This is a genomic window from Staphylococcus sp. CoH_129_LAB_1 (genome assembly GCF_058191515.1).
Window position 1 is genome coordinate 1 of sequence record NZ_JBXWKZ010000014.1, and the last position, 21,635, is coordinate 21,635.

At 31.6% G+C, this 21,635-nt stretch carries 17 protein-coding genes; 12 read left to right on the forward strand and 5 right to left on the reverse strand.

The annotated features are described in order from the left end of the window. Window positions 1–105: 105 nt before the first annotated feature. The 4 genes from pepT to gdpS form a co-directional block, all read right to left on the reverse strand. Window positions 106–1,335 (reverse strand): peptidase T, encoded by a 1,230-nt coding sequence (gene pepT, locus AC2FB1_RS05695; RefSeq protein WP_490674318.1) that lies wholly within the window; start codon window positions 1,333–1,335, stop codon window positions 106–108. Window positions 1,336–1,349: 14 nt separating this feature from the next. Next, complete coding sequence (locus AC2FB1_RS05700) at window positions 1,350–1,844, reverse strand: threonine/serine exporter family protein (protein ID WP_490674319.1); 495 nt, start codon at window positions 1,842–1,844, stop codon at window positions 1,350–1,352. Window positions 1,845–1,860: 16 nt separating this feature from the next. Continuing rightward, the gene (locus AC2FB1_RS05705) at window positions 1,861–2,622 is read right to left on the reverse strand and encodes a threonine/serine exporter family protein (RefSeq protein ID WP_490674320.1); all 762 of its coding nucleotides are present in this window, start codon (window positions 2,620–2,622) and stop codon (window positions 1,861–1,863) included. Window positions 2,623–2,840: 218 nt separating this feature from the next. Continuing rightward, window positions 2,841–3,908: a GGDEF domain-containing protein GdpS gene (gene gdpS / locus AC2FB1_RS05710; RefSeq protein WP_490674321.1), complete on the reverse strand. Its 1,068-nt coding sequence runs from the start codon at window positions 3,906–3,908 to the stop codon at window positions 2,841–2,843. 375 nt (window positions 3,909–4,283) lie between these two features. Between gdpS and AC2FB1_RS05715 the strand changes: the two genes are divergently transcribed. Beyond that, on the forward strand, window positions 4,284–5,357 hold the full coding sequence (locus AC2FB1_RS05715) for a glycosyltransferase family 4 protein (protein ID WP_490674322.1): 1,074 nt from the start codon (window positions 4,284–4,286) through the stop codon (window positions 5,355–5,357). Between the two features lie 64 nt (window positions 5,358–5,421). Here AC2FB1_RS05715 and AC2FB1_RS05720 read toward each other — a convergent pair whose 3' ends face one another. Further along, window positions 5,422–6,063 carry a YigZ family protein gene (locus tag AC2FB1_RS05720; RefSeq protein ID WP_490674323.1) on the reverse strand — a complete coding sequence of 214 codons (642 nt, stop codon included), beginning with the start codon at window positions 6,061–6,063 and terminating at the stop codon, window positions 5,422–5,424. A 140-nt stretch (window positions 6,064–6,203) separates the two neighbouring features. Between AC2FB1_RS05720 and fakB1 the strand changes: the two genes are divergently transcribed. The 11 genes from fakB1 (at window position 6,204) to uvrA (ending at window position 21,194) form a co-directional block, all read left to right on the forward strand. Beyond that, window positions 6,204–7,070 (forward strand): fatty acid kinase binding subunit FakB1, encoded by an 867-nt coding sequence (gene fakB1 / locus AC2FB1_RS05725; protein WP_490674324.1) that lies wholly within the window; start codon window positions 6,204–6,206, stop codon window positions 7,068–7,070. Between the two features lie 132 nt (window positions 7,071–7,202). Continuing rightward, window positions 7,203–8,459, forward strand: a complete 1,257-nt coding sequence (locus AC2FB1_RS05730) for a DEAD/DEAH box helicase family protein (protein WP_490674375.1) — start codon at window positions 7,203–7,205, stop codon at window positions 8,457–8,459. Continuing rightward, on the forward strand, window positions 8,452–9,129 hold the full coding sequence (locus AC2FB1_RS05735) for a ComF family protein (protein WP_490674325.1): 678 nt from the start codon (window positions 8,452–8,454) through the stop codon (window positions 9,127–9,129). The genes AC2FB1_RS05730 and AC2FB1_RS05735 overlap by 8 nt, the downstream gene beginning before the upstream one ends. A 62-nt stretch (window positions 9,130–9,191) precedes the next feature. Next, complete coding sequence (hpf, locus tag AC2FB1_RS05740; RefSeq protein WP_490674326.1) at window positions 9,192–9,767, forward strand: ribosome hibernation-promoting factor, HPF/YfiA family; 576 nt, start codon at window positions 9,192–9,194, stop codon at window positions 9,765–9,767. 364 nt (window positions 9,768–10,131) lie between these two features. Then, window positions 10,132–12,669, forward strand: coding sequence for a preprotein translocase subunit SecA (gene secA, locus AC2FB1_RS05745; protein ID WP_490674328.1), 2,538 nt, complete (start codon window positions 10,132–10,134; stop codon window positions 12,667–12,669). A gap of 114 nt (window positions 12,670–12,783) precedes the next feature. Further along, window positions 12,784–13,897 (forward strand): peptide chain release factor 2 gene (gene prfB, locus AC2FB1_RS05750; protein ID WP_490674329.1). Its coding sequence is split into 2 segments (ribosomal slippage): window positions 12,784–12,855 and window positions 12,857–13,897, totalling 1,113 coding nucleotides; the frame shifts between segments, so codons are not numbered across the junction. A 220-nt stretch (window positions 13,898–14,117) separates the two neighbouring features. Then, a complete protein-coding gene (locus tag AC2FB1_RS05755) occupies window positions 14,118–15,002 on the forward strand; it encodes a COG3942 and LysM peptidoglycan-binding domain-containing protein (protein WP_490674330.1) in 885 nt (294 codons plus the stop codon). A gap of 212 nt (window positions 15,003–15,214) precedes the next feature. Then, window positions 15,215–15,862: a YfbR-like 5'-deoxynucleotidase gene (locus AC2FB1_RS05760; protein ID WP_490674331.1), complete on the forward strand. Its 648-nt coding sequence runs from the start codon at window positions 15,215–15,217 to the stop codon at window positions 15,860–15,862. Between the two features lie 5 nt (window positions 15,863–15,867). After that, complete coding sequence (locus AC2FB1_RS05765) at window positions 15,868–16,095, forward strand: CsbA family protein (protein ID WP_490674332.1); 228 nt, start codon at window positions 15,868–15,870, stop codon at window positions 16,093–16,095. A 265-nt stretch (window positions 16,096–16,360) separates the two neighbouring features. Further along, the gene (gene uvrB, locus AC2FB1_RS05770) at window positions 16,361–18,346 is read left to right on the forward strand and encodes an excinuclease ABC subunit UvrB (RefSeq protein WP_490674333.1); all 1,986 of its coding nucleotides are present in this window, start codon (window positions 16,361–16,363) and stop codon (window positions 18,344–18,346) included. Window positions 18,347–18,353: 7 nt separating this feature from the next. Then, a complete protein-coding gene (uvrA, locus tag AC2FB1_RS05775; RefSeq protein WP_490674334.1) occupies window positions 18,354–21,194 on the forward strand; it encodes an excinuclease ABC subunit UvrA in 2,841 nt (946 codons plus the stop codon). The last annotated feature ends 441 nt before the right edge of the window (window positions 21,195–21,635 follow it).

The window sequence follows — 21,635 nt, forward strand, 5'->3', positions numbered from 1 at the left end:
TCCCCTGTAAAATACAGAGAATTAGCAGCCTAGAACATAGTGTTTTTATTAAGTTCCCATTTTAAGGGTTCAGTGCCAAAGACCGAACTAAACTTTTTTTATTTGTTATTTTTCGTATTGTGTTACTTCTTGAGCAATTCCTATAATAACTTGTACTGCTTTTTCCATTACATCAATGGAAGCATATTCAAATGGTCCATGGAAGTTACCACATCCTGTGAAGATGTTAGGTGTAGGTAATCCTTTAAATGAAAGCTGAGAACCATCAGTACCTCCCCGTATAGGCGCGGTATTTGGTTTTATATCTAAATCTGCAAATACTTTTTTAGGAATATCGATAATATATGGATGTGGCTTAATTTGTTCAGCCATATTATAGTATTGATCTTCGATATCTACTTTTACTGGGTAACCTTCATAATGAATGTTAATATCATCACGAATTTCTAACAATTTTTTCTTTTTAAGTTCAAAAGTTTTTCTGTCGTGGTCTCTTATAATATATTGTAAAGAAGCTTTTTCAACTGTTCCTTCTATTTTCATTAAATGATAGAATCCTTCATAATTTTCTGTACGTTCTGGTACTTCGTTAGCAGGTAGTAAACTATGAAATTGATGTGCTAATCCAATAGCATTAACCATAACATGTTTCGCAGAACCAGGATGAACATTTACTCCATGTGTAGTGATGGTCGCTTCTGCTGCATTAAAACTTTCGAATTGCAATTCTCCAAACTCACTACCATCCATAGTATAAGCAAAATCAGCATTAAAGCGTTTTACATTAAATTTGTGAGGACCACGCCCTATTTCTTCATCAGGTGTAAAAGCAATACGAATTCGACCGTGTTTAATTTCTGGGTGCGCTTGTAAATATTTTACTGCCTCCATTATTTCTACGACACCTGCTTTATCATCTGCTCCCAATAAAGATGTACCATCTGTAACCATGAGTGTATGGCCTATTAATTTTTTTAGTTCTGGAAATACGTCTTGGCTTAAGACACGAGTGGTTTGACCTAATTTGATAGGTTGGCCATCGTAATTTTCTATAATTTGAGGATTAACATTTGTTGCATTAAAATCTGGTGATGTATCTACGTGTGCTAAGAAACCTACAGTAGGCACTTCTTTTTCTATATTACTTTCTAAAGTAGCAAAAAGATAACCATTATCATCCAACTCTGTTTCTAAGCCAAAATCCTGAAGTTCTTTTTGTAATAAATGTAATAAGTCCCATTGCTTCTCAGTAGAAGGCGTAGTTTTAGATTCGGGATTTGATTGTGTATCAATTTTTACATATCTTGATAATCTATCAATAATCTGTGCTTTCATTATGAAACATCCCCTTAGACTCTATTATTCATATTGTATGTTTTTCTATATGTTTTTCCTTTAATTCTACCATAAAATTGTTTAATGCGTGTGTATATATAATAGAGAATTTCTGCTACCAATATTCCGAAAGCAATTGATCCAGAAATCAGTGTCACTTCTAAAAATGTATTTACAGCATGTGTATAGTCGTTAGATACTAAAAATCGTGTTGCTTCATATGCAGTACCTCCAGGAACAAGTGGAATAATACCGGGTACAATGAAAATAATAACGGGTCGTTTATATCGTCGACTCATCACATGACTTAGTAAACCAAGGATTAAACTACCTAAAAAAGCCGCACCAACTTTTCCAAGATCCATATCAACTGTATATTGATAAATAGTCCATGCTAATGCACCGACAAAGCCACACGCAAGTAAAAGTCTTTTAGGAGCATTGAATATAATAGAAAAAAGTACTGTTGAAATAAAACTTATAATAAAGTGAAATAAATAAAATAACATATATAAACAGCCTTTCTTAAAGAATTAATAAAACAATAGCCACGCCTGCGCCAATAGCAAATGAAGTAAGTGCAGCCTCCACGCCACGTGACATTCCAGCCAGTAATTCACCAGCCATTAAATCTCTAATAGCATTACAAATTAAAATACCAGGCACTAATGGCATAACACTAGAAATGGTTATAATGTTCTGATTTGTAGCTATACCAAGTTTAGTAAAGGTAACAGCGATAGTAATGACGACTGCTGATGCTACAAATTCAGAAAAGAATTTAATTTGAATAAAGCGTTGTACTAAACTAAAAGTTAAAAAAGCCGCACCACCAGCTAAAACGGCTATCCAACAATCAGAAACCACTCCGCCAAACATGAGTAAGAAAAAGCCACAGGCAATTGCTGCCGCAAAAAAATTCAATAAAAAAGAATATTGTAATGAAGCCTTACTTAGATGAATGAGTTCTGATTTCGCTTCATCAATAGTTAACTCATTTTTTGCAATTTTTCTAGAAAGACTATTTGTAAGAGCAATTTTTTCTAAATCTGTAGTACGCTCTCTAATTCTTATAAGTCTTGTATTCGTTCGATCATTAAGTGAAAAAATAATAGCTGTTGATGTAACGAAACTATATGTATCATTTAAACCATAACTATGAGCAATTCGATTCATAGTATCTTCTACACGGTAAGTTTCAGCTCCAGATTCTAAAAGAATGCGTCCAGCTATTAACACAACATCAATCACCTTATTTTCATCGATAATAGTGATTGAATCATTCATAAAAGGCACCTCCACAATAATTTGACAATATGTATTGATTTTCATACATATCAATAATATTCTTCGCTTGTATAAATACTTTATTACTAAATCAGTAATTTTAAAAGTAGAATAATAAATAAATAATATAGATATTTAAATCTGTACTTAAAACAAAAAAGAGGTGCAACAGAATTCATTTTGAATTCGATGTTTCACCTCAAAATAAACAGTAAATTTTAAAGTTTAATAATAGGATTAAACATAACTTGATTACGACCTTCTTTTTTAGCTACATGGACCATATCATCGGCGTCTTTAAATACTTTTCGTTGAGATTTATATTCATCTTGAGATAAATAACCAACACCAATAGATACAGATAATTTTATGACTTCCTTATTAGGTAAATGGAATGAAGATTTTTCAACTGCCATCCTAATATTTTCAGCAAGTTTCACACTTTGATCTAAAGAATAATCGAAGATAACAATAGAAAACTCTTCGCCCCCATTACGGAAGATTTTAAATTGATGTGGCACATAATTTTTAAGCAATTGAGACATTTGTTTTAATACAGCATCTCCTGCTTTATGAGTGTATGTATCATTAACATCTTTAAAGCCGTCAATGTCAACGAGTAAAAGTGCGAGACTAGTATGTTCTAATTCGGCTTTCTTAGAAATCTTATTTAAATGTCTGTCAAATTCTTTTACATTACCTAAACCTGTTAAATAGTCATATTTATCCTCGTTTTCATAACGTGTCACAAGAGAAAAGAAATGCCAAATATCAACAAAAGTAATAGCAGAAGTAATGGTTAGTACGAATGAAATAGGTATAAACATAATTAATTCAGTTAAATCATATAACGTGGTAAAGATAGATAAAACTAAAATAATACCAATACTAATAGCATTTAAAATAGTTAAAGCAATAATATCATTTTGTTTAAGAAATGGCCCAATAATACTAACAATAATACCTGTTATAATAAGAACGATGCTATAAAAAAAAGAATTTCCGAATAAAAATATATCCACTAGACTTATGATAAGTGAGGCAATAAAAGTATAACCTAGATTTGTATAACGACCAAGGAATAGTAGCGGAACAAAAGTTAGATGAATAAGATAATGATGAAAGGGAATAGGGTAAGCTGTTAATAGTAATGCCACCAAAGTCATCAAAATTGTGACATATTCTTTAGAAAATATCATAATTTTATTTTCAGAATATTGTAATCGATGGAATAAATAAATGCCAGCTACCATAACGGCAATATTGTAAATAATTGCTTCAATCATATTGGAATCGACTCCTTTAAATTAACCATTAGTTATTGTAAGTGAAAACTTACTATTTGTCATTAGGTTGTTTGCTATAAAATATATAATATAAATTTAAGATAGACTTTCATGTTCAAATTTATAACAAAATGATATGATATAAAAAATACGTATCTTTACAAAAATTTTACAATTAACTATAACTAATCTATGAAATACAAAAAAGTGAAGATATTAAATAGTGTGGTTGAATATGAAAAATATAATGGACTAATCATATATGTGAGTGAAAGAACATTTACATATACTACTATGGTCTAATTTAAAAATATAGTGATAATTGTTTAAATAGTATAGATGAAAAAATAACAGGAAATATATGAAGGTGAACTGATGTATACTTTACTACTCATTGTTGTGACATTGGTAATCAGTTTAATAATAACGCCTATTATAATAAAGGTTTCTTTTAAATTCGATTTAGTAGATCGACCTAACTATAGAAAAGTACATACTAAACCAGTATCAGTGATGGGAGGAACTGTCATACTACTTTCATTTCTTATTGGTTTATGGTTAGGTCACCCTATCGAACGAGAAGTCAAACCTTTAGTTATTGGTATAATTATTATGTATTTTGTAGGTCTCATTGATGATATGTATGATTTAAAGCCAATTTTAAAATTAATTGGACAAATTATGGCATCATCAGTTGTTGTTTTCTACGGGATTAACATAGATTTTATTTCTTTTCCAATTGGACCCACGATTCATTTTGGCATTTTAAGTATACCTATAACTATCATATGGATTGTAGCAATTACAAATGCAATCAATTTAATTGATGGATTAGATGGCTTAGCATCCGGGGTGTCTGCAATTGGTTTAACTACCATCGCATTTATAGCTATACTACAAGGTAATATATTTATTATTATGATTTGTAGTGTATTAATAGGTGCCTTACTTGGCTTTTTATTCTTTAACTTTCATCCTGCCAAAATATTCTTAGGTGATAGTGGAGCATTAATGATTGGATTTATTATTGGCTTTTTATCCTTATTAGGTTTTAAAAACATCACATTTATTTCTTTATTCTTTCCGATTGTCATCTTAGCAGTACCATTTATTGATACGTTATTTGCGATGATTAGAAGAATGAGAAATGGCCAACATATTATGCAAGCCGATAAATCACATTTACACCATAAACTTCTTGCATTAGGATATACTCATCGTCAAACTGTACTATTGATATACTCTATTGCGATTATGTTTAGTTTATCAAGTATTATATTGTATTTATCACAACCATTAGGGGTATTACTTATGTTTATTCTAATCGTCATCACAATTGAACTTATCGTTGAATTTACTGGTTTAATAGATGATAGTTATCGTCCTATTCTTAATTTAATTTCTAAAAAAAATGACGGTGCATCTCGCCATAAGATAAACCATAAATAATACTTTTATTCACTTATTTACAAAAGCCAGCAATCGTAAGAGTTTGCTGGCTTTTGTAATTTAATTAATTTGTTTCAATGTCAAAAGGTAATTGCTTAGGCGTATTTTTTTCTAAATCATATTGACTTGCTGTATTACGGTTTAAAAATTCGATAAATGAGTCGTATTCTGTTTCTACAACATCAATCTTATAACTCACTTTATCAGTGTAAACTTTGTCTCTTAGAAAAAAAGAAGTTGAAGCAAGTTCATACTCAAATTTACCTGTTAAGTCATAATTAATGGTAACAGTAGTGGGAATAGCATTTCTTAATTCTACACGGCCGATATCGTAAATCACATCTCGTACTGCACCACTATACGCACGAATTAACCCGCCACCGCCAAGTTTAATGCCACCAAAATACCGAGTAACTACTACACAAGCATTATGAATATCCAGTTTTTTTAATATTTCAAGCATAGGAACACCTGCTGTTCCTGTTGGTTCTCCATCATCGTTGGCTTTTTGTATATTCATTTGATTGCCAACAGTATACGCAGAACAATTATGTGTTGCTTCTTTATGAGTTTGTTTTACTTCTTCTATAAACATCTTAGCCTCTTCTTCTGAGGAAACAGGTTTGATATGAGCAATAAATCGAGATTTATTAATTATATTTTCAATAATATGTTCTTTTTTTATAGTAATAACATGATCACTCAATTTATAAATACCTCCACGATATGATTAATATGAATTTTATTATACACGTTTGTTTTCTTTTAGATAAATAATTGATTATGAATTTCCTTTTTTATTAAAATAATTTATAATACTGTTGAGTATAATTGAGGAGGACGATTATGAAAATTGCAGTAATGACAGACTCTACTGCGAATCTGCCAAAACATATTATTGAAAAATATCAGATACCAGTTGCACCACTGAGTGTAACATTTGATGATGGAGAAACATTTACTGAACATCCAGATCTTTCAAAAGAATCTTTTTATAAAAAAATGGCCGCATCTAAAACAATTCCTACAACAAGTCAACCGGCTATTGGTGAATGGATAAAGAATTATGAGGAATTGAGAGATAAAGGTTATACAGATGTTATCGTCTTTAATTTATCAAGTGGTATTAGTGGTAGTTACCCATCAGCAACACAAGCAGGTGAAATGGTAGATGGCATTCAAGTCCACACATTTGATACAAGATTAGCTTCTATGATTGAAGGCAGCTATGTGATTTATACATTAAAATTGATTGAAGACGGAGCAACCCCTAACGAAATTATTGAGGAATTAACGTCTATTCGTAAAGATACAGGTGCATACTTATTTGTTGATGATTTAAAAAATTTACAAAAAAGTGGTCGTATTACTGGTGCTCAAGCATGGATTGGAACACTTTTACAAATGAAGCCAGTGCTTAAGTTTGAAGAAGATGGGAAAATTTATCCTTTAGAAAAAGTACGTACACGTAAGCGAGCTTATAATTCTATAGAACAACATGCACTTGATATTGCGAAAAATATTAATGATGTAACAGTTTTTGTGATTAATGGTGATAAAACAAAAGAGGGTAAAGATTTTTGTGCTAAATTAAAAGAGAAATATTCAGACATTAATATTCAATATTGTGAATATGGACCAGTCATTGCATCTCATTTAGGTTCAGGCGGAATCGGAGTTGGATATTTCCCAAGAAAAATTGTAATCGAATAAGATGAAGGTCTAATCGTTAAAAGTGAGAACATGGAGGGCTAAGGTACCCATCTCCTTTTCGATTAGACTTTTTTTATTTTAATAAGGAAGTGATGAAATATTAAATATTATGGAAGATTAGTATCTTCAGAAATAGAATTAAAAGATGAAATAATCAGTGAGAAAACGTTAGGTATCGTAAAGAGTTCAAAAGGATATCGGTGTATTCAATGTGGGAATGAAGATAGTGCTCATTTCTATCAATATTTTTCCTCTATTCTTAATAAAAAAGTAATATATTGTCGACAATGTATACATTTAGGAAGAATGGATAATATTACTGAATATAAAATAATTAAAAGTAAAAATGTTAAATCAGAGGGATTATATACATTATCTTTTAAATTATCTGAACAGCAATGTTATGCATCTGAAAAAATCTTATCTGCTATAGAAAACAGTGAAAACTTACTATTATATGCGGTAACTGGTGCAGGAAAAACAGAGATGATATATGAGGGTATTAGCTTATCACGTAAAAGAGGATTTAATATAGCAATCATCTCTCCAAGAGTAGATGTAGTAGTAGAGGTTAGCCAGCGTATTAAAGAAGTTTTTTTGAAAGAAAATATTGACGTGTTGCATCAATCAAGTAAACAACAATATAACGGACATTTTGTAATTTGTACTATCCATCAACTATATCGATTTAAAAATCACTTTGAAGTTATTTTTGTCGACGAAGTTGATGCATTTCCGCTACCTATTGATCATCATCTACAAAATGCTATTAGACAAGCGGCTAAACCGCTATCTACATTGATTTATATGACTGCAACACCACCTAGACATTTACTGCGTCAAATACCAAAACATCGCATTATACAGTTACCTGCTCGCTTTCATAGACACCCTTTACCAGTTCCAAAATTTAAATATTTTAAATTAAATATGTATCGTACTCAAAGTTTTTTAAAGTACATGTTATTAAATCAGATAGAAAATAAAAGATTTACGTTAGTATTTTTTAATAATATAGAAAAGATGATTAAGGTATCCGAATACTATAAAAAAGTATTTTCAGATTTGATATGTATTTCAAGTGAAGATGCTTTACGTTTTGAAAAAGTGAAAGCACTTCGTGAAGGAAAACATCGAATTGTTTTTACAACAACAATTTTAGAACGTGGATTTACTATGGCTCAATTAGACGTTATCGTAATTAATGCAGATACATTTGAAAAGGCTGCATTAGTGCAAATTGCTGGAAGAGTTGGACGTAAACAAGAAGCCCCCACAGGAATGGTATTATTTCTTCATGAAGGTGTGAGTATATCAATGTTGATGGCTAAAAAAGATATTACAAGAATGAATAAATTAGGGATTCAAAGAGGGTGGATCGATGAATAAATGTATTCAGTGTGCTACTCCTATTCACGAAGAGCTATCTATATTTAATTTTTATAAACCACCACAACAATTTTGTGAAACATGCAAAAAACAATGGCAAGCCATTAAACTTGATATCAATGATGAAAAAAGATGTACAAGATGTCTTAATTATAAAATAAAAGCAAGTGATGAATGTTTAGACTGTAAATGTCTCAATCTGCAATTCACCCTAATGTCACAACTGTATTGTGACTATAAATATGATGGAATAATGAAAGAAACGATTCATCATTACAAATTTATGAAGGACTACTATTTAGCTGAGGTTTTAGCTTCAAAGTTAACGTTGCCTAAAACGTCATATGACTATATTGTTCCTATTCCATCCCCTTATAAAAGAGATGAACATCGAACGTTTAATCCAGTAACCACTGTTTTGGACAAAATGGGGGTAAGCTATATAGAATTATTAGGGACACGTTCACGACCTAAACAATCAAGACTTGGAAAAAGAGAGCGATTTAAAGCTGACAATCCGTTCTATCTTAAAGAAAATATAGATATTACGAATAAAAATATTTTACTGATCGATGATATCTATACTACCGGTTTGACAGTTCATTATGCTGGAAGTGTATTATGTAATAAAAAAGTCAGAAAATTCAAAGTGTTTGCGTTTTCAAGATGACTTAAAAATGATATTATATTAGTAAGGAATTACCAATATTAGAGGTTAAAGGAGAGATAACTATGATTAGATTTGAAATTCATGGAGATAACCTCACTATTACAGATGCTATCCGCAACTATATTGAGGAAAAAATTGGTAAACTTGAACGTTATTTTAATAATGTGCCAAACGCTGTAGCACATGTAAAAGTTAAGACGTATCAAAATTCAGCTACTAAAATCGAGGTAACAATCCCATTGAAAAATGTTACATTGAGAGCTGAAGAACGACATGACGATTTATATGCAGGCATTGATTTAGTTACAAGTAAACTAGAACGTCAAGTTCGTAAATATAAAACACGTATAAATCGTAAAAATAGAGATCATGGAGAGCAAGAGCCATTTGTTAATGAGGTACAAACAGCGATTAATGAAGAAGGAGAGACATCTTCTGCTCAATCAAATGATAATGAAATAGAAATCATACGTTCTAAACAATTTAGTTTAAAACCAATGGATTCTGAAGAAGCAGTACTACAAATGGATTTACTAGGACATGATTTTTATATCTTTACTGATCGCGACACTGATGGTACAAGCATCGTTTATCGACGTAAAGATGGTAAATATGGATTAATTGAAACAACTGAGTAATTAAATGAAAAGTGAAAGTTGAGAGTGGGGTAACAATATCCTACTCTCTTTTTATTTAATCGAAAATAATAACTAAACTTTATTACATAATATATTAAGAATCATAAGTTTAAGCATATCTGATTTCCAACTTATACACTTATTCATGGACGGTATAATCAAGCTGTGCTAATGTTATGAGGTAATTAAAAACTGAATAGATAATAGAATAAAAAGAATAGAGAGAAAGTTTAAATTTAAAAGTAATAATTGTACGCAATTAAGCATATCGATTATATGAGTATTTAAGTATAAATTTATACATATAAATGATATGATAAGTTGTTGTAGGCCAAACAGTTTTTAAGCTAAAGGAGCGAACATAATGGGATTTTTATCAAAAATTGTTGACGGCAATAAAAAAGAAGTGAAACGTTTAAGTAAAAAAGCTGATGAAGTACTCGCTTTAGAGGAAGACATGGCTATTTTAACTGATGAAGAAATCAGAAATAAAACGAAACAATTTCAAGACGAAGCACAAGCAATTGAAGATGTAAAAAAACAAAATGATTATTTAGATAAAATTTTGCCACAAGCATTTGCATTAGTACGTGAAGGGGCAAAACGTGTGTTTAATATGTCACCATACAAAGTACAAGTCATGGGTGGTATTGCTATTCATAAAGGTGATATTGCTGAAATGAGAACTGGTGAAGGTAAAACGTTAACTGCGACAATGCCAACATATTTAAATGCCATAGCAGGACGAGGGGTTCATGTTATTACAGTCAATGAATACTTATCTAGTGTTCAAAGTGAAGAAATGGCCGAATTATATGAATTTTTAGGATTAACAGTTGGTTTAAATTTAAATAGTAAATCTACGGAAGAAAAACGTGACGCATATGCAAAAGATATTACTTATAGTACAAATAACGAATTAGGCTTTGATTACTTAAGGGATAATATGGTGAATTATGCTGAAGAACGTGTAATGAGACCGTTGCATTTTGCGATTATTGATGAGGTTGACTCTATTTTAATAGATGAGGCACGTACACCGCTAATTATTTCAGGTGAAGCTGAAAAATCAACTTCTCTTTATACTCAAGCGAATGTCTTTGCTAAAATGCTTAAAGCAGATGAAGATTATAAGTATGATGAAAAAACAAAGGCTGTTCATTTAACGGAACAAGGTGCAGATAAAGCAGAACGCATGTTTAAAATTGATAATTTATATGATGTTCAAAATGTAGATATTATTAGTCATATTAACACTGCTTTAAGAGCACATGTTACTTTACAACGTGACGTTGATTATATGGTTGTGGATGGAGAAGTATTAATTGTAGACCAATTTACTGGTCGTACAATGCCTGGACGTCGTTTTTCTGAAGGATTGCATCAAGCCATTGAAGCAAAAGAAGGCGTAAAAATTCAAAATGAATCTAAGACAATGGCATCAATTACATTCCAAAACTACTTCCGTATGTACAATAAATTAGCGGGAATGACTGGTACTGCTAAAACTGAAGAAGAAGAATTCCGTAATATTTATAATATGACAGTAACTCAAATCCCAACGAATAAACCTGTTCAACGTCAAGACAAATCTGATTTAATTTATATTAGTCAAAAAGGAAAATTTGACGCAGTTGTAGACGATGTGGTTGAAAAACATAAACAAGGACAACCCGTTTTATTAGGTACTGTTGCAGTAGAAACAAGTGAATACATTTCGAATTTATTGAAAAAACGTGGTGTACGTCATGATGTTTTAAATGCCAAAAACCATGAAAGAGAAGCTGAAATTGTAGCAAATGCGGGACAAAAAGGTGCAGTTACTATTGCTACTAATATGGCCGGACGTGGAACAGACATTAAATTAGGTGAAGGCGTAGAAGAAATAGGTGGCCTTGCAGTAATAGGTACCGAAAGACATGAATCTCGTCGTATTGATGATCAGTTGCGTGGTCGTTCAGGTCGTCAAGGTGATAAAGGGGATAGTCGTTTCTATCTATCATTACAAGATGAATTAATGGTTCGTTTTGGTTCTGAAAGACTTCAAAAAATGATGAATCGTTTAGGTATGGATGATTCAACGCCAATAGAATCTAAAATGGTTTCACGTGCAGTTGAATCAGCTCAAAAACGTGTTGAAGGAAATAACTTTGATGCACGTAAACGAATTCTTGAATACGATGAAGTTTTACGTAAACAACGTGAGATTATTTATAATGAACGTAATAGTATTATAGATTCAGAGGATAGTTCAGAAATTGTTATTGCAATGATGCGTACTACTTTACAGAGAGCTATTAACTATTATATTAATGATGAAGATGATAACCTTGATTATGGACCATTTATAGATTATGTTAATGATGTGTTTATTCAAGAAGGAGAATTAACAGAAGAAGAAATTAAAGGTAAAGATTCTGAAGACATTTTCGAAGTGGTGTGGACTAAAATTGAAAAAGGCTATGAAAGTCAAAAAGAAAAAATTGGAGATCAAATGCCTGAATTTGAACGTATGATTTTATTACGTTCTATTGATACGCATTGGACTGATCACATTGATACAATGGATCAGTTGCGCCAAGGTATACACTTACGTTCATATGCTCAACAAAATCCACTTCGTGATTACCAAAATGAAGGACACGAGTTATTTGACTTAATGATGCAAGCTATTGAAGAAGATACGTCTAAATATATATTAAAATCAGTTATTCAAGTAGACGAACAAGTTGAACGTGAAAAAACAACAGATTTTGGTAAGGCACAACATGTATCTGCTGAAGATGGTAAAGAAAAAGCGAAAAAACAACCTATTGTCAAAGGTGAGAAAATCGGACGTAATGATCCTTGTCCTTGTGGTAGTGGTAAAAAATATAAAAATTGCCATGGTAAAGAAGAATAATATCAACTAAATATTATTAGGCGAGATTGTGACGTATATTGCTTATCATTTAATAGCTTCTGTCACGATCTCGTATTTTATTTAAAGAATTTATAAATAAAGGAGACATAAACAGTGGAATTATCAGAAATTAAACGTAATATTGATGAATATAATAATGATTTAGAACAAATTAGGGGGTCTCTTTGACTTAGAAAATAAAGAAACCAATATTCAAGAATATGAAGAAATGATGACAGAACCGGATTTTTGGAATGATCAAAATAAAGCTCAAAATATTATTGATAAAAATAATGCATTAAAGTCGGTAGTTAATGGTTACTATGAACTCAACCAAAAATTAGAAGATATGACTGCAACATGGGAATTACTTCAAGAGGAATATGATGATGAAATCAAAGAAGATTTAGAACAAGATAGTGTAGCATTCAGAGAACAAGTAGATCAGTTTGAATTGCAATTATTGTTAGATGGCCCCCATGATGCAAATAATGCCATTTTAGAGTTACATCCTGGCGCTGGGGGTACTGAATCTCAAGACTGGGCAAGTATGTTATTAAGAATGTATCAAAGATATGGTGAACAACAAGGTTTTAAAGTAGAAACGCTAGATTATTTACCAGGTGATGAAGCGGGAGTAAAAAGTGTGACATTATTAATTAAAGGTCATAATGCTTACGGTTACTTAAAAGCAGAAAAAGGAGTACATCGCCTTGTAAGAATTTCACCTTTTGATTCATCTGGAAGACGTCATACATCATTTGCTTCTTGTGATGTTATACCGGAATTTGATAATGATGAAATAGAAATTGAAATTAATCCTGATGATATTACGGTAGATACATTTAGAGCGTCAGGTGCAGGTGGACAACATATCAATAAAACAGAATCTGCAATCCGTATTACTCACCATCCAACTGGAATTGTAGTGAATAACCAAAATGAACGTTCTCAAATCAAAAACCGTGAAGCTGCAATGAAAATGTTGAAATCTAAATTATATCAATTAAAGTTAGAAGAGCAAGAACGTGAAATGGCAGAAATTCGTGGTGAACAAAAGGAAATAGGATGGGGAAGTCAAATTCGTTCATATGTATTCCATCCATACTCTATGGTAAAAGATCATCGTACAAATGAAGAAACTGCTAAAGTAGATGCAGTAATGGATGGAGATATTGCCCCATTCATAGAAGCTTACTTACGACAAACAATGTCACAAAATGATTAATTTAATTGTTTGTGATAAAAAATAAAAATTTAAAAAACTAAGTAAATCTAACTTTAAAATGTAATTCATGATTGGTAATATTACCAATTCAATCAATTTAAACTAATTTAGGAGTGTTATTTAACCTTTATATTACAAGGTTTTAACATTCCTCTTTTTTAATGTTGTTTATGCTAAAGTATTAATGAACAAAAATACATTACAGCAAAGGAATGACAACATGTTAAAAAAATCAATGACTGTAACATTTGCTTCAATTGTAGCAATTACTGGTTTAAATACATTAGCACATGCACAACAAACACACATTGTTAAAGAAAAAACAAATGTAGAAATACTGGCACAACAATTTTCTACAACTGCAGATGAAATTAAAAAATTAAATCATATAACTAACGATGAAATTGAAAAAGATGCTTCAATAGTCGTACCTGATAAAGATATCGTTGAAGTTAAATCTGGTGATACATTAAATAAAATTGCAAAAGCGTATCATTTAACATTAGATGAATTATATGCATTTAATCCAGGAGTAACACCGTTAATTCATCCTGGTGATTTAATTGCAGTAAGTGACAAAGGTTCAGCAACATTAGAAAGTCAATTGATAAGTGATAGTGATGTATACACTATCCCTTATTCAATTGAAGCTGCGCCGTTAAGCTATAATAGCACTGAAACTGGGGCATATGTGGCACCTTCATCATATGTTAATAGTAGTAATTACAATACAGAAACAGTAAGTGCACCAGTATATTATAATAGTAGTGCTTTAAATAACCAAGGTAATCATTACTATTTTGGTAACTGTACATATTATGCATTTGATCGTAGACAACAGTTAGGACGTTCAGTAGGTAGCTATTGGGGAAATGCAAATAATTGGGCAAACTCAGCTAGATCTGCTGGCTTAGTGGTCGATCATCGTCCTGAAGTAGGCGCTATTTTCCAAACAACAGCGGGTTATTATGGTCATGTGGGTGTCGTAGAACGTGTAAACAACGATGGTTCATTTTATGTTTCAGAGATGAATTGGAATGGTCATTTCAATGATGTTACAAATAGAACAATTCATAGTTCATCAGGTTATAATTTTATACACTAATCTATATGCTAAAGAATTTACAATAGTTAAACATCAGCAAAGTATGTGCTTTGTTGATGTTTTTTAATTATTAGCAAACATACAGGTCATTGTTTAAAAGTAGAAATGAAAAGTCCCGAAATTAATATAATTAAAACTTTTTATAGAAACATTGATTGATATAATAAATACAAGTATAATTTTTATTTAATAACATATGGAGGTATAACATTATGGGGGTTCATCAATACTTTAAACGTTTATCTGATCTTGAAAAATTAATTAGATTACCAGGGAAATTCAAATATTTTGAGCATAATGTTGCAGCACATTCTTTTAAAGTTACTAAAATAGCACAATATTTAGCAACAGTTGAAGAATATCATGGTAATACGATTGATTGGAAAAGTTTGTATGAAAAAGCCCTTAATCATGATTTTGCAGAGGTATTTACAGGGGATATTAAAACACCAGTTAAATATGCAAGTAAAGAATTAAAAATGTTATTTTCTCAAGTCGAAGAAGAAATGGTAGATACGTTTATTAATGAAGAAATTCCAAAGCCATATCAAGATATTTATCGGAAAAGACTTCAAGAAGGAAAAGATGATTCTATAGAAGGTCAAATTTTATCGGTAGCTGATAAAATTGATTTATTGTATGAAACATTTGGTGAAATTCAAAAGCGTAATCCTGAAGCTCTGTTTTTTGAAATTTATGAACATAGTTTAGAAACAATAATGCAGTTTGATCATTTAAGTTCGGTACAAGATTTTATTGATCACGTTATACCAGAAATGCTTACGGAAAACTTTATTCCTCGTGCTGAACTGCGAGAAACAACAATGACTATTTTAGAAAGACGAAGACGAAATGGGTGAATATAATGATATGGTATGCTTTAGCTGCTTTCTTTCCATGTATCTTAGTTATTGTATTTAGTGTAATTACCAGAAGTAAATGGGTAGGCGTTATTGTAACATTAATATTAATTGCCGCTTCAGTGTACAAGGGATTCTTTCATAATGAATGGATTATATTTTTAGATGTAGTATCTATCCTAGCTGGTTATGTGATTATTGATAATTTAGAATTTCACAAACATCAAGACTAAGCCAAAAAAATTGCAGTACTATACCATTTGTTTTATATTATTAATACATATCTAAAAAAATACGTCAACATACTAAGATGAGTCATAAATATAGAGAAGCGATTTATATTTGTGTCTCATTTTTTATATGTATAAAAAGTAACGACAAACGTAAGCGAACAAACGTTTGTTTTTTTATTCGATTTTTTGTTAAAATGAGCATAAATAATATTATTTTTAATGAAATGAATTATTAATAAAATTAACTGAGGAGGCGCTTGAAAGAATGGTAGAACATCATCCTTTTAAATTAAATTCTGAATTTGAACCACAAGGGGACCAGCCTCAAGCTATAAAAAAAATTGTTGAAGGTGTTAAAGCTGGTAAACGCCACCAAACATTACTTGGTGCAACAGGTACAGGTAAAACATTTACAATGAGTAATGTTATTAAAGAAGTTGGAAAACCTACGTTAATAATAGCGCATAATAAAACGTTAGCAGGTCAATTGTATAGTGAATTTAAAGAGTTTTTTCCTGAAAATAGGGTAGAGTATTTCGTAAGTTACTACGATTACTATCAACCTGAAGCATATGTGCCATCAACTGATACATTTATTGAAAAAGACGCCTCAATTAACGATGAGATTGATCAACTTCGACATTCAGCTACAAGTGCTTTATTCGAACGTGATGATGTAATTATTATTGCAAGTGTAAGTTGTATTTATGGTTTAGGTAATCCAAAAGAATATAAAGATTTAGTTGTTAGCGTTCGAGTAGGAATGGAAATGGATAGAAGTGAGCTTCTTCGAAAATTAGTCGATGTCCAGTATTCAAGGAACGATATCGATTTTCAACGTGGTACGTTCAGAGTACGAGGAGATGTTGTAGAAATCTTTCCCGCTTCAAGAGAAGAAATGTGTATTCGAGTCGAGTTCTTTGGCGATGAAATTGACAGGATTAGAGAAGTAAATTATCTTACTGGTGAAGTAATACGTGAAAGAGAACATTTTGCTATATTCCCTGCTTCTCACTTTGTTACTAGAGAAGAAAAAATGAAAGACGCTATTGAACGTATTGAAAAAGAACTTGAAGAGCGATTAAAAGAATTGAAAGCTGAAAATAAATTATTAGAAGCACAACGTCTAGAACAACGTACAAATTATGATTTAGAAATGATGAGAGAGATGGGATTTTGTTCAGGAATAGAGAATTATTCTGTTCATTTGACATTAAGACCACTCGGTTCTACCCCTTATACATTACTTGATTATTTTGATGATGATTGGCTTGTAATGATAGATGAGTCACACGTGACGTTACCTCAAATTAGAGGTATGTTTAACGGAGACCAAGCACGTAAAAAAGTACTTGTAGATCATGGCTTCCGTTTACCAAGCGCCATGGATAACCGTCCACTTAAATTTGAAGAATTTGAACAAAAAACGAAACAACTCGTTTATGTTTCAGCAACACCAGGTCCATATGAAATTGAACATACTGATAAAATGGTAGAACAAATTATTCGACCAACTGGTTTATTAGATCCTAAAATTGATGTTCGACCTACGAAGAATCAAATTGATGATTTACTCAGTGAAATTCAAGAAAGAATTGATAGGAATGAACGTGTGCTTGTAACAACCTTAACTAAAAAAATGAGTGAAGATTTGACAACGTATATGAAAGAGGCAGGAATTAAAGTGAATTATCTTCATTCTGAAATCAAAACACTTGAACGTATAGAAATTATACGTGATTTAAGAATGGGCACATATGATGCTGTGGTAGGTATCAATTTGCTTAGAGAGGGTATCGATATACCTGAGGTGTCGTTAGTTGTTATTTTAGATGCAGATAAAGAAGGATTTTTACGTTCAAATCGTTCACTTATTCAAACCATTGGACGTGCTGCCCGTAACGATAAAGGAGAAGTTATCATGTATGCCGATAAGATAACAGACTCTATGCAATACGCAATTGATGAAACACAGCGTCGTCGAGAAATACAAATGGCACATAACGAAAAATATGGTATTACTCCTAAAACAATCAATAAAAAAATACATGACGTTATCAGTGCTACAGTTGATAATAATGAAACAAATGAAAAACAACAAACTGAAGTACCTAAGAAAATGACTAAGAAAGAACGTCAAAAAACAATCGAAAATATTGAAAAAGAAATGAAAAAAGCAGCTAAAGATTTAGACTTTGAAAGAGCAACAGAATTGAGAGATATGTTATTTGAACTAAAAGCAGAAGGGTGATTGTTAAATGAAAGGTCCAAGTATCGTAGTTAAAGGTGCAAGAGCACATAACTTAAAAGATATCGATATTGAGTTACCGAAGAATAAACTTATAGTGATGACTGGTCTCTCTGGATCGGGGAAATCATCACTTGCATTTGACACAATATATGCTGAAGGACAACGTCGGTATGTAGAATCTTTAAGTGCCTATGCACGACAATTTCTAGGGCAAATGGATAAGCCAGATGTTGATACTATTGAAGGATTATCGCCTGCAATTTCAATTGACCAAAAAACGACAAGTAAAAATCCACGTTCTACAGTAGCTACCGTGACTGAAATATATGATTACATTCGATTGTTATATGCCCGTGTGGGTAAAGCATTTTGTCCATATCATGGAATCGAAATCGAATCGCAAACCGTTCAACAAATGGTAGATCGTATATTAGATTTAGAAGAAAGAACTAAAATTCAAATTTTAGCTCCTTTAGTTTCACATCGAAAAGGCAGTCATGAAAAACTAATTGAAGACATTGGTAAAAAGGGATACGTCAGATTACGTATCGATGGTGAAGTGGTCGATATAAACGACGTTCCTGTACTAGATAAAAATAAAAATCACACTATTGAAGTTGTTGTGGATCGATTAGTTGTAAAATCAGGAATAGAATCAAGATTAGCAGATTCAATAGAAATAAGTTTAGAATTAGGAGAAGGAAACCTTACTGTCGATGTCATTGGTGGAGAAGATTTTAAATTCTCTGAAAATCATGCTTGTCCAATTTGTGGATTTTCTATAGGTGAATTAGAACCTAGAATGTTTAGTTTTAATAGTCCATTTGGTGCTTGTCCAACTTGTGATGGATTAGGTCAAAGACTTACAGTGGATTTAGATTTGGTCGTACCAGATACTAACAAAACTTTAAATGAAGGTGCGATTGAACCATGGGAACCTACAAGTTCCGATTTTTATCCAACATTATTAAAACGAGTATGTGAAGTTTATAAAATTAATATGGATAAGCCATATAAAAAATTGACGGATAGACAAAAAGATATTCTTATGAATGGTTCAGGCGATAAAGAAATTGAGTTTGCATTTCATAGTCGAAATGGAGGCACACGTCGTAGAAAGATGAAATTTGAAGGCGTGGTTCCTAATATAGATCGTCGCTATCATGAATCACCATCAGAATACACACGTGAAATGATGAGTAGATATATGACTGAACTCCCATGTGAAACATGTCATGGTAAACGATTAAGTAAAGAAGCACTTTCAGTATATGTTGGTGGATATAATATTGGAGAAGTTGTAGAATATTCAATAAAAAATGCACTTAAATTTTATGAGAATATAGAGTTATCAGAGCAAGATAAAGCAATTGCTAAACAAATTTTAATTGAGATTATTTCACGGTTAACATTCCTAAATAATGTAGGTCTCGATTATTTAACATTGAATCGTTCTTCAGGGACATTATCAGGTGGAGAAGCACAACGTATTCGTCTTGCTACTCAAATCGGGTCACGATTGACAGGTGTGCTTTATGTATTAGATGAACCTTCTATTGGATTACATCAACGTGATAATGATCGTTTGATTAATACATTAAAAGAGATGAGAGATTTAGGTAACACACTGATTGTTGTTGAACATGATGATGATACGATGAGAGCAGCAGATTACCTTGTCGATGTTGGGCCAGGTGCAGGTAATCATGGTGGCGAAATTGTGTCAAGTGGTACTCCTAAAAAAGTAATGAAAGATAAGAAATCTTTAACAGGTCAATACTTGAGTGGTAAAAAACGTATTGATGTACCAGAACATCGCAGAGAAATTACGAATCGTAAAATATCGATTGAAGGAGCAAAAAGTAATAATTTAAAAGATATTGATGTAGATATTCCATTGTCAGTAATGACGGTTGTAACAGGTGTGTCTGGCTCAGGTAAGAGTTCATTAGTTAATGAAGTGTTATATAAATCATTAGCTCAAAAAATAAATAATTCTAAAGTTAAACCTGGGGAACACGATGAAATCAGAGGCATCGATCAATTAGATAAGATTATAGATATTGATCAATCACCTATAGGAAGAACACCACGTTCTAATCCGGCGACATATACAGGTGTATTTGATGATATTAGAGATGTTTTTGCTCAAACGAATGAAGCTAAAATAAGAGGTTATCAAAAAGGACGCTTTAGTTTTAACGTTAAAGGTGGTCGTTGTGAAGCATGTAAAGGTGATGGCATTATTAAAATAGAAATGCACTTCTTACCAGATGTATATGTTCCATGTGAAGTATGTGATGGTAAAAGGTACAATAGAGAAACTTTAGAGGTCACATATAAAGGAAAAAATATTGCAGATGTATTAGCAATGACAGTAGAAGAAGCGACTTATTTCTTTGAAAATATTCCTAAAATCCATCGAAAATTACAAACACTCGTAGATGTAGGATTAGGCTATATTACTTTAGGACAACAAGCAACCACACTTTCTGGTGGAGAAGCACAACGTGTAAAACTGGCATCAGAATTACACAAGCGTTCTACAGGACGCTCAATATATATTTTAGATGAACCTACTACAGGTCTTCATGTTGATGATATTAGTCGATTATTAAAAGTGTTAAATCGACTTGTGGAAAATGGGGATACAGTGGTTATTATTGAACATAATTTAGATGTTATTAAAACAGCTGATTATATCATAGATTTAGGACCAGAAGGTGGCGAAGGTGGCGGTACTATTGTTGCAACTGGAACGCCAGAAGACATTGCAAATGTGGAAGCCTCTTATACAGGTAAGTACTTAAAAACAGTGCTAGAACGTGATAAAGCACAAGCTGAATAAAGAGTTTTAGTATGCGAAAGTGTTTTTTAGAATATAAAAGAAGTAGAGTATCATTTTACTGGCTATAATGAAGGGCCCGGGACATAAATAAATCCCAAAATAATATAGAAGATATGATTCAGTTAAGAATCATATCTTTTCTTATGTTATTAATACTTCGTATTGTTTGGCTATGCGTTATTGATAAACAACTCCATCTAGCCCTATCTAAGTTTTCAAGTTGTCTTGTTTCACCAGGAGTTTCCGCCAATGACACAAAGCATTTTAGTGTGATGTTACATTAAAATACTTTAAGGGAATAAGACACTTTCGTATAAATTATTAAATATCATTAAACTAAGTTAACGAGGTATTTTATGTGTAAAATTAGGAGTAGAAAATTAATTTTCTACTCCTTTTTTATATAACATATTGTTATATTTTTGATATGATAAGAGATGA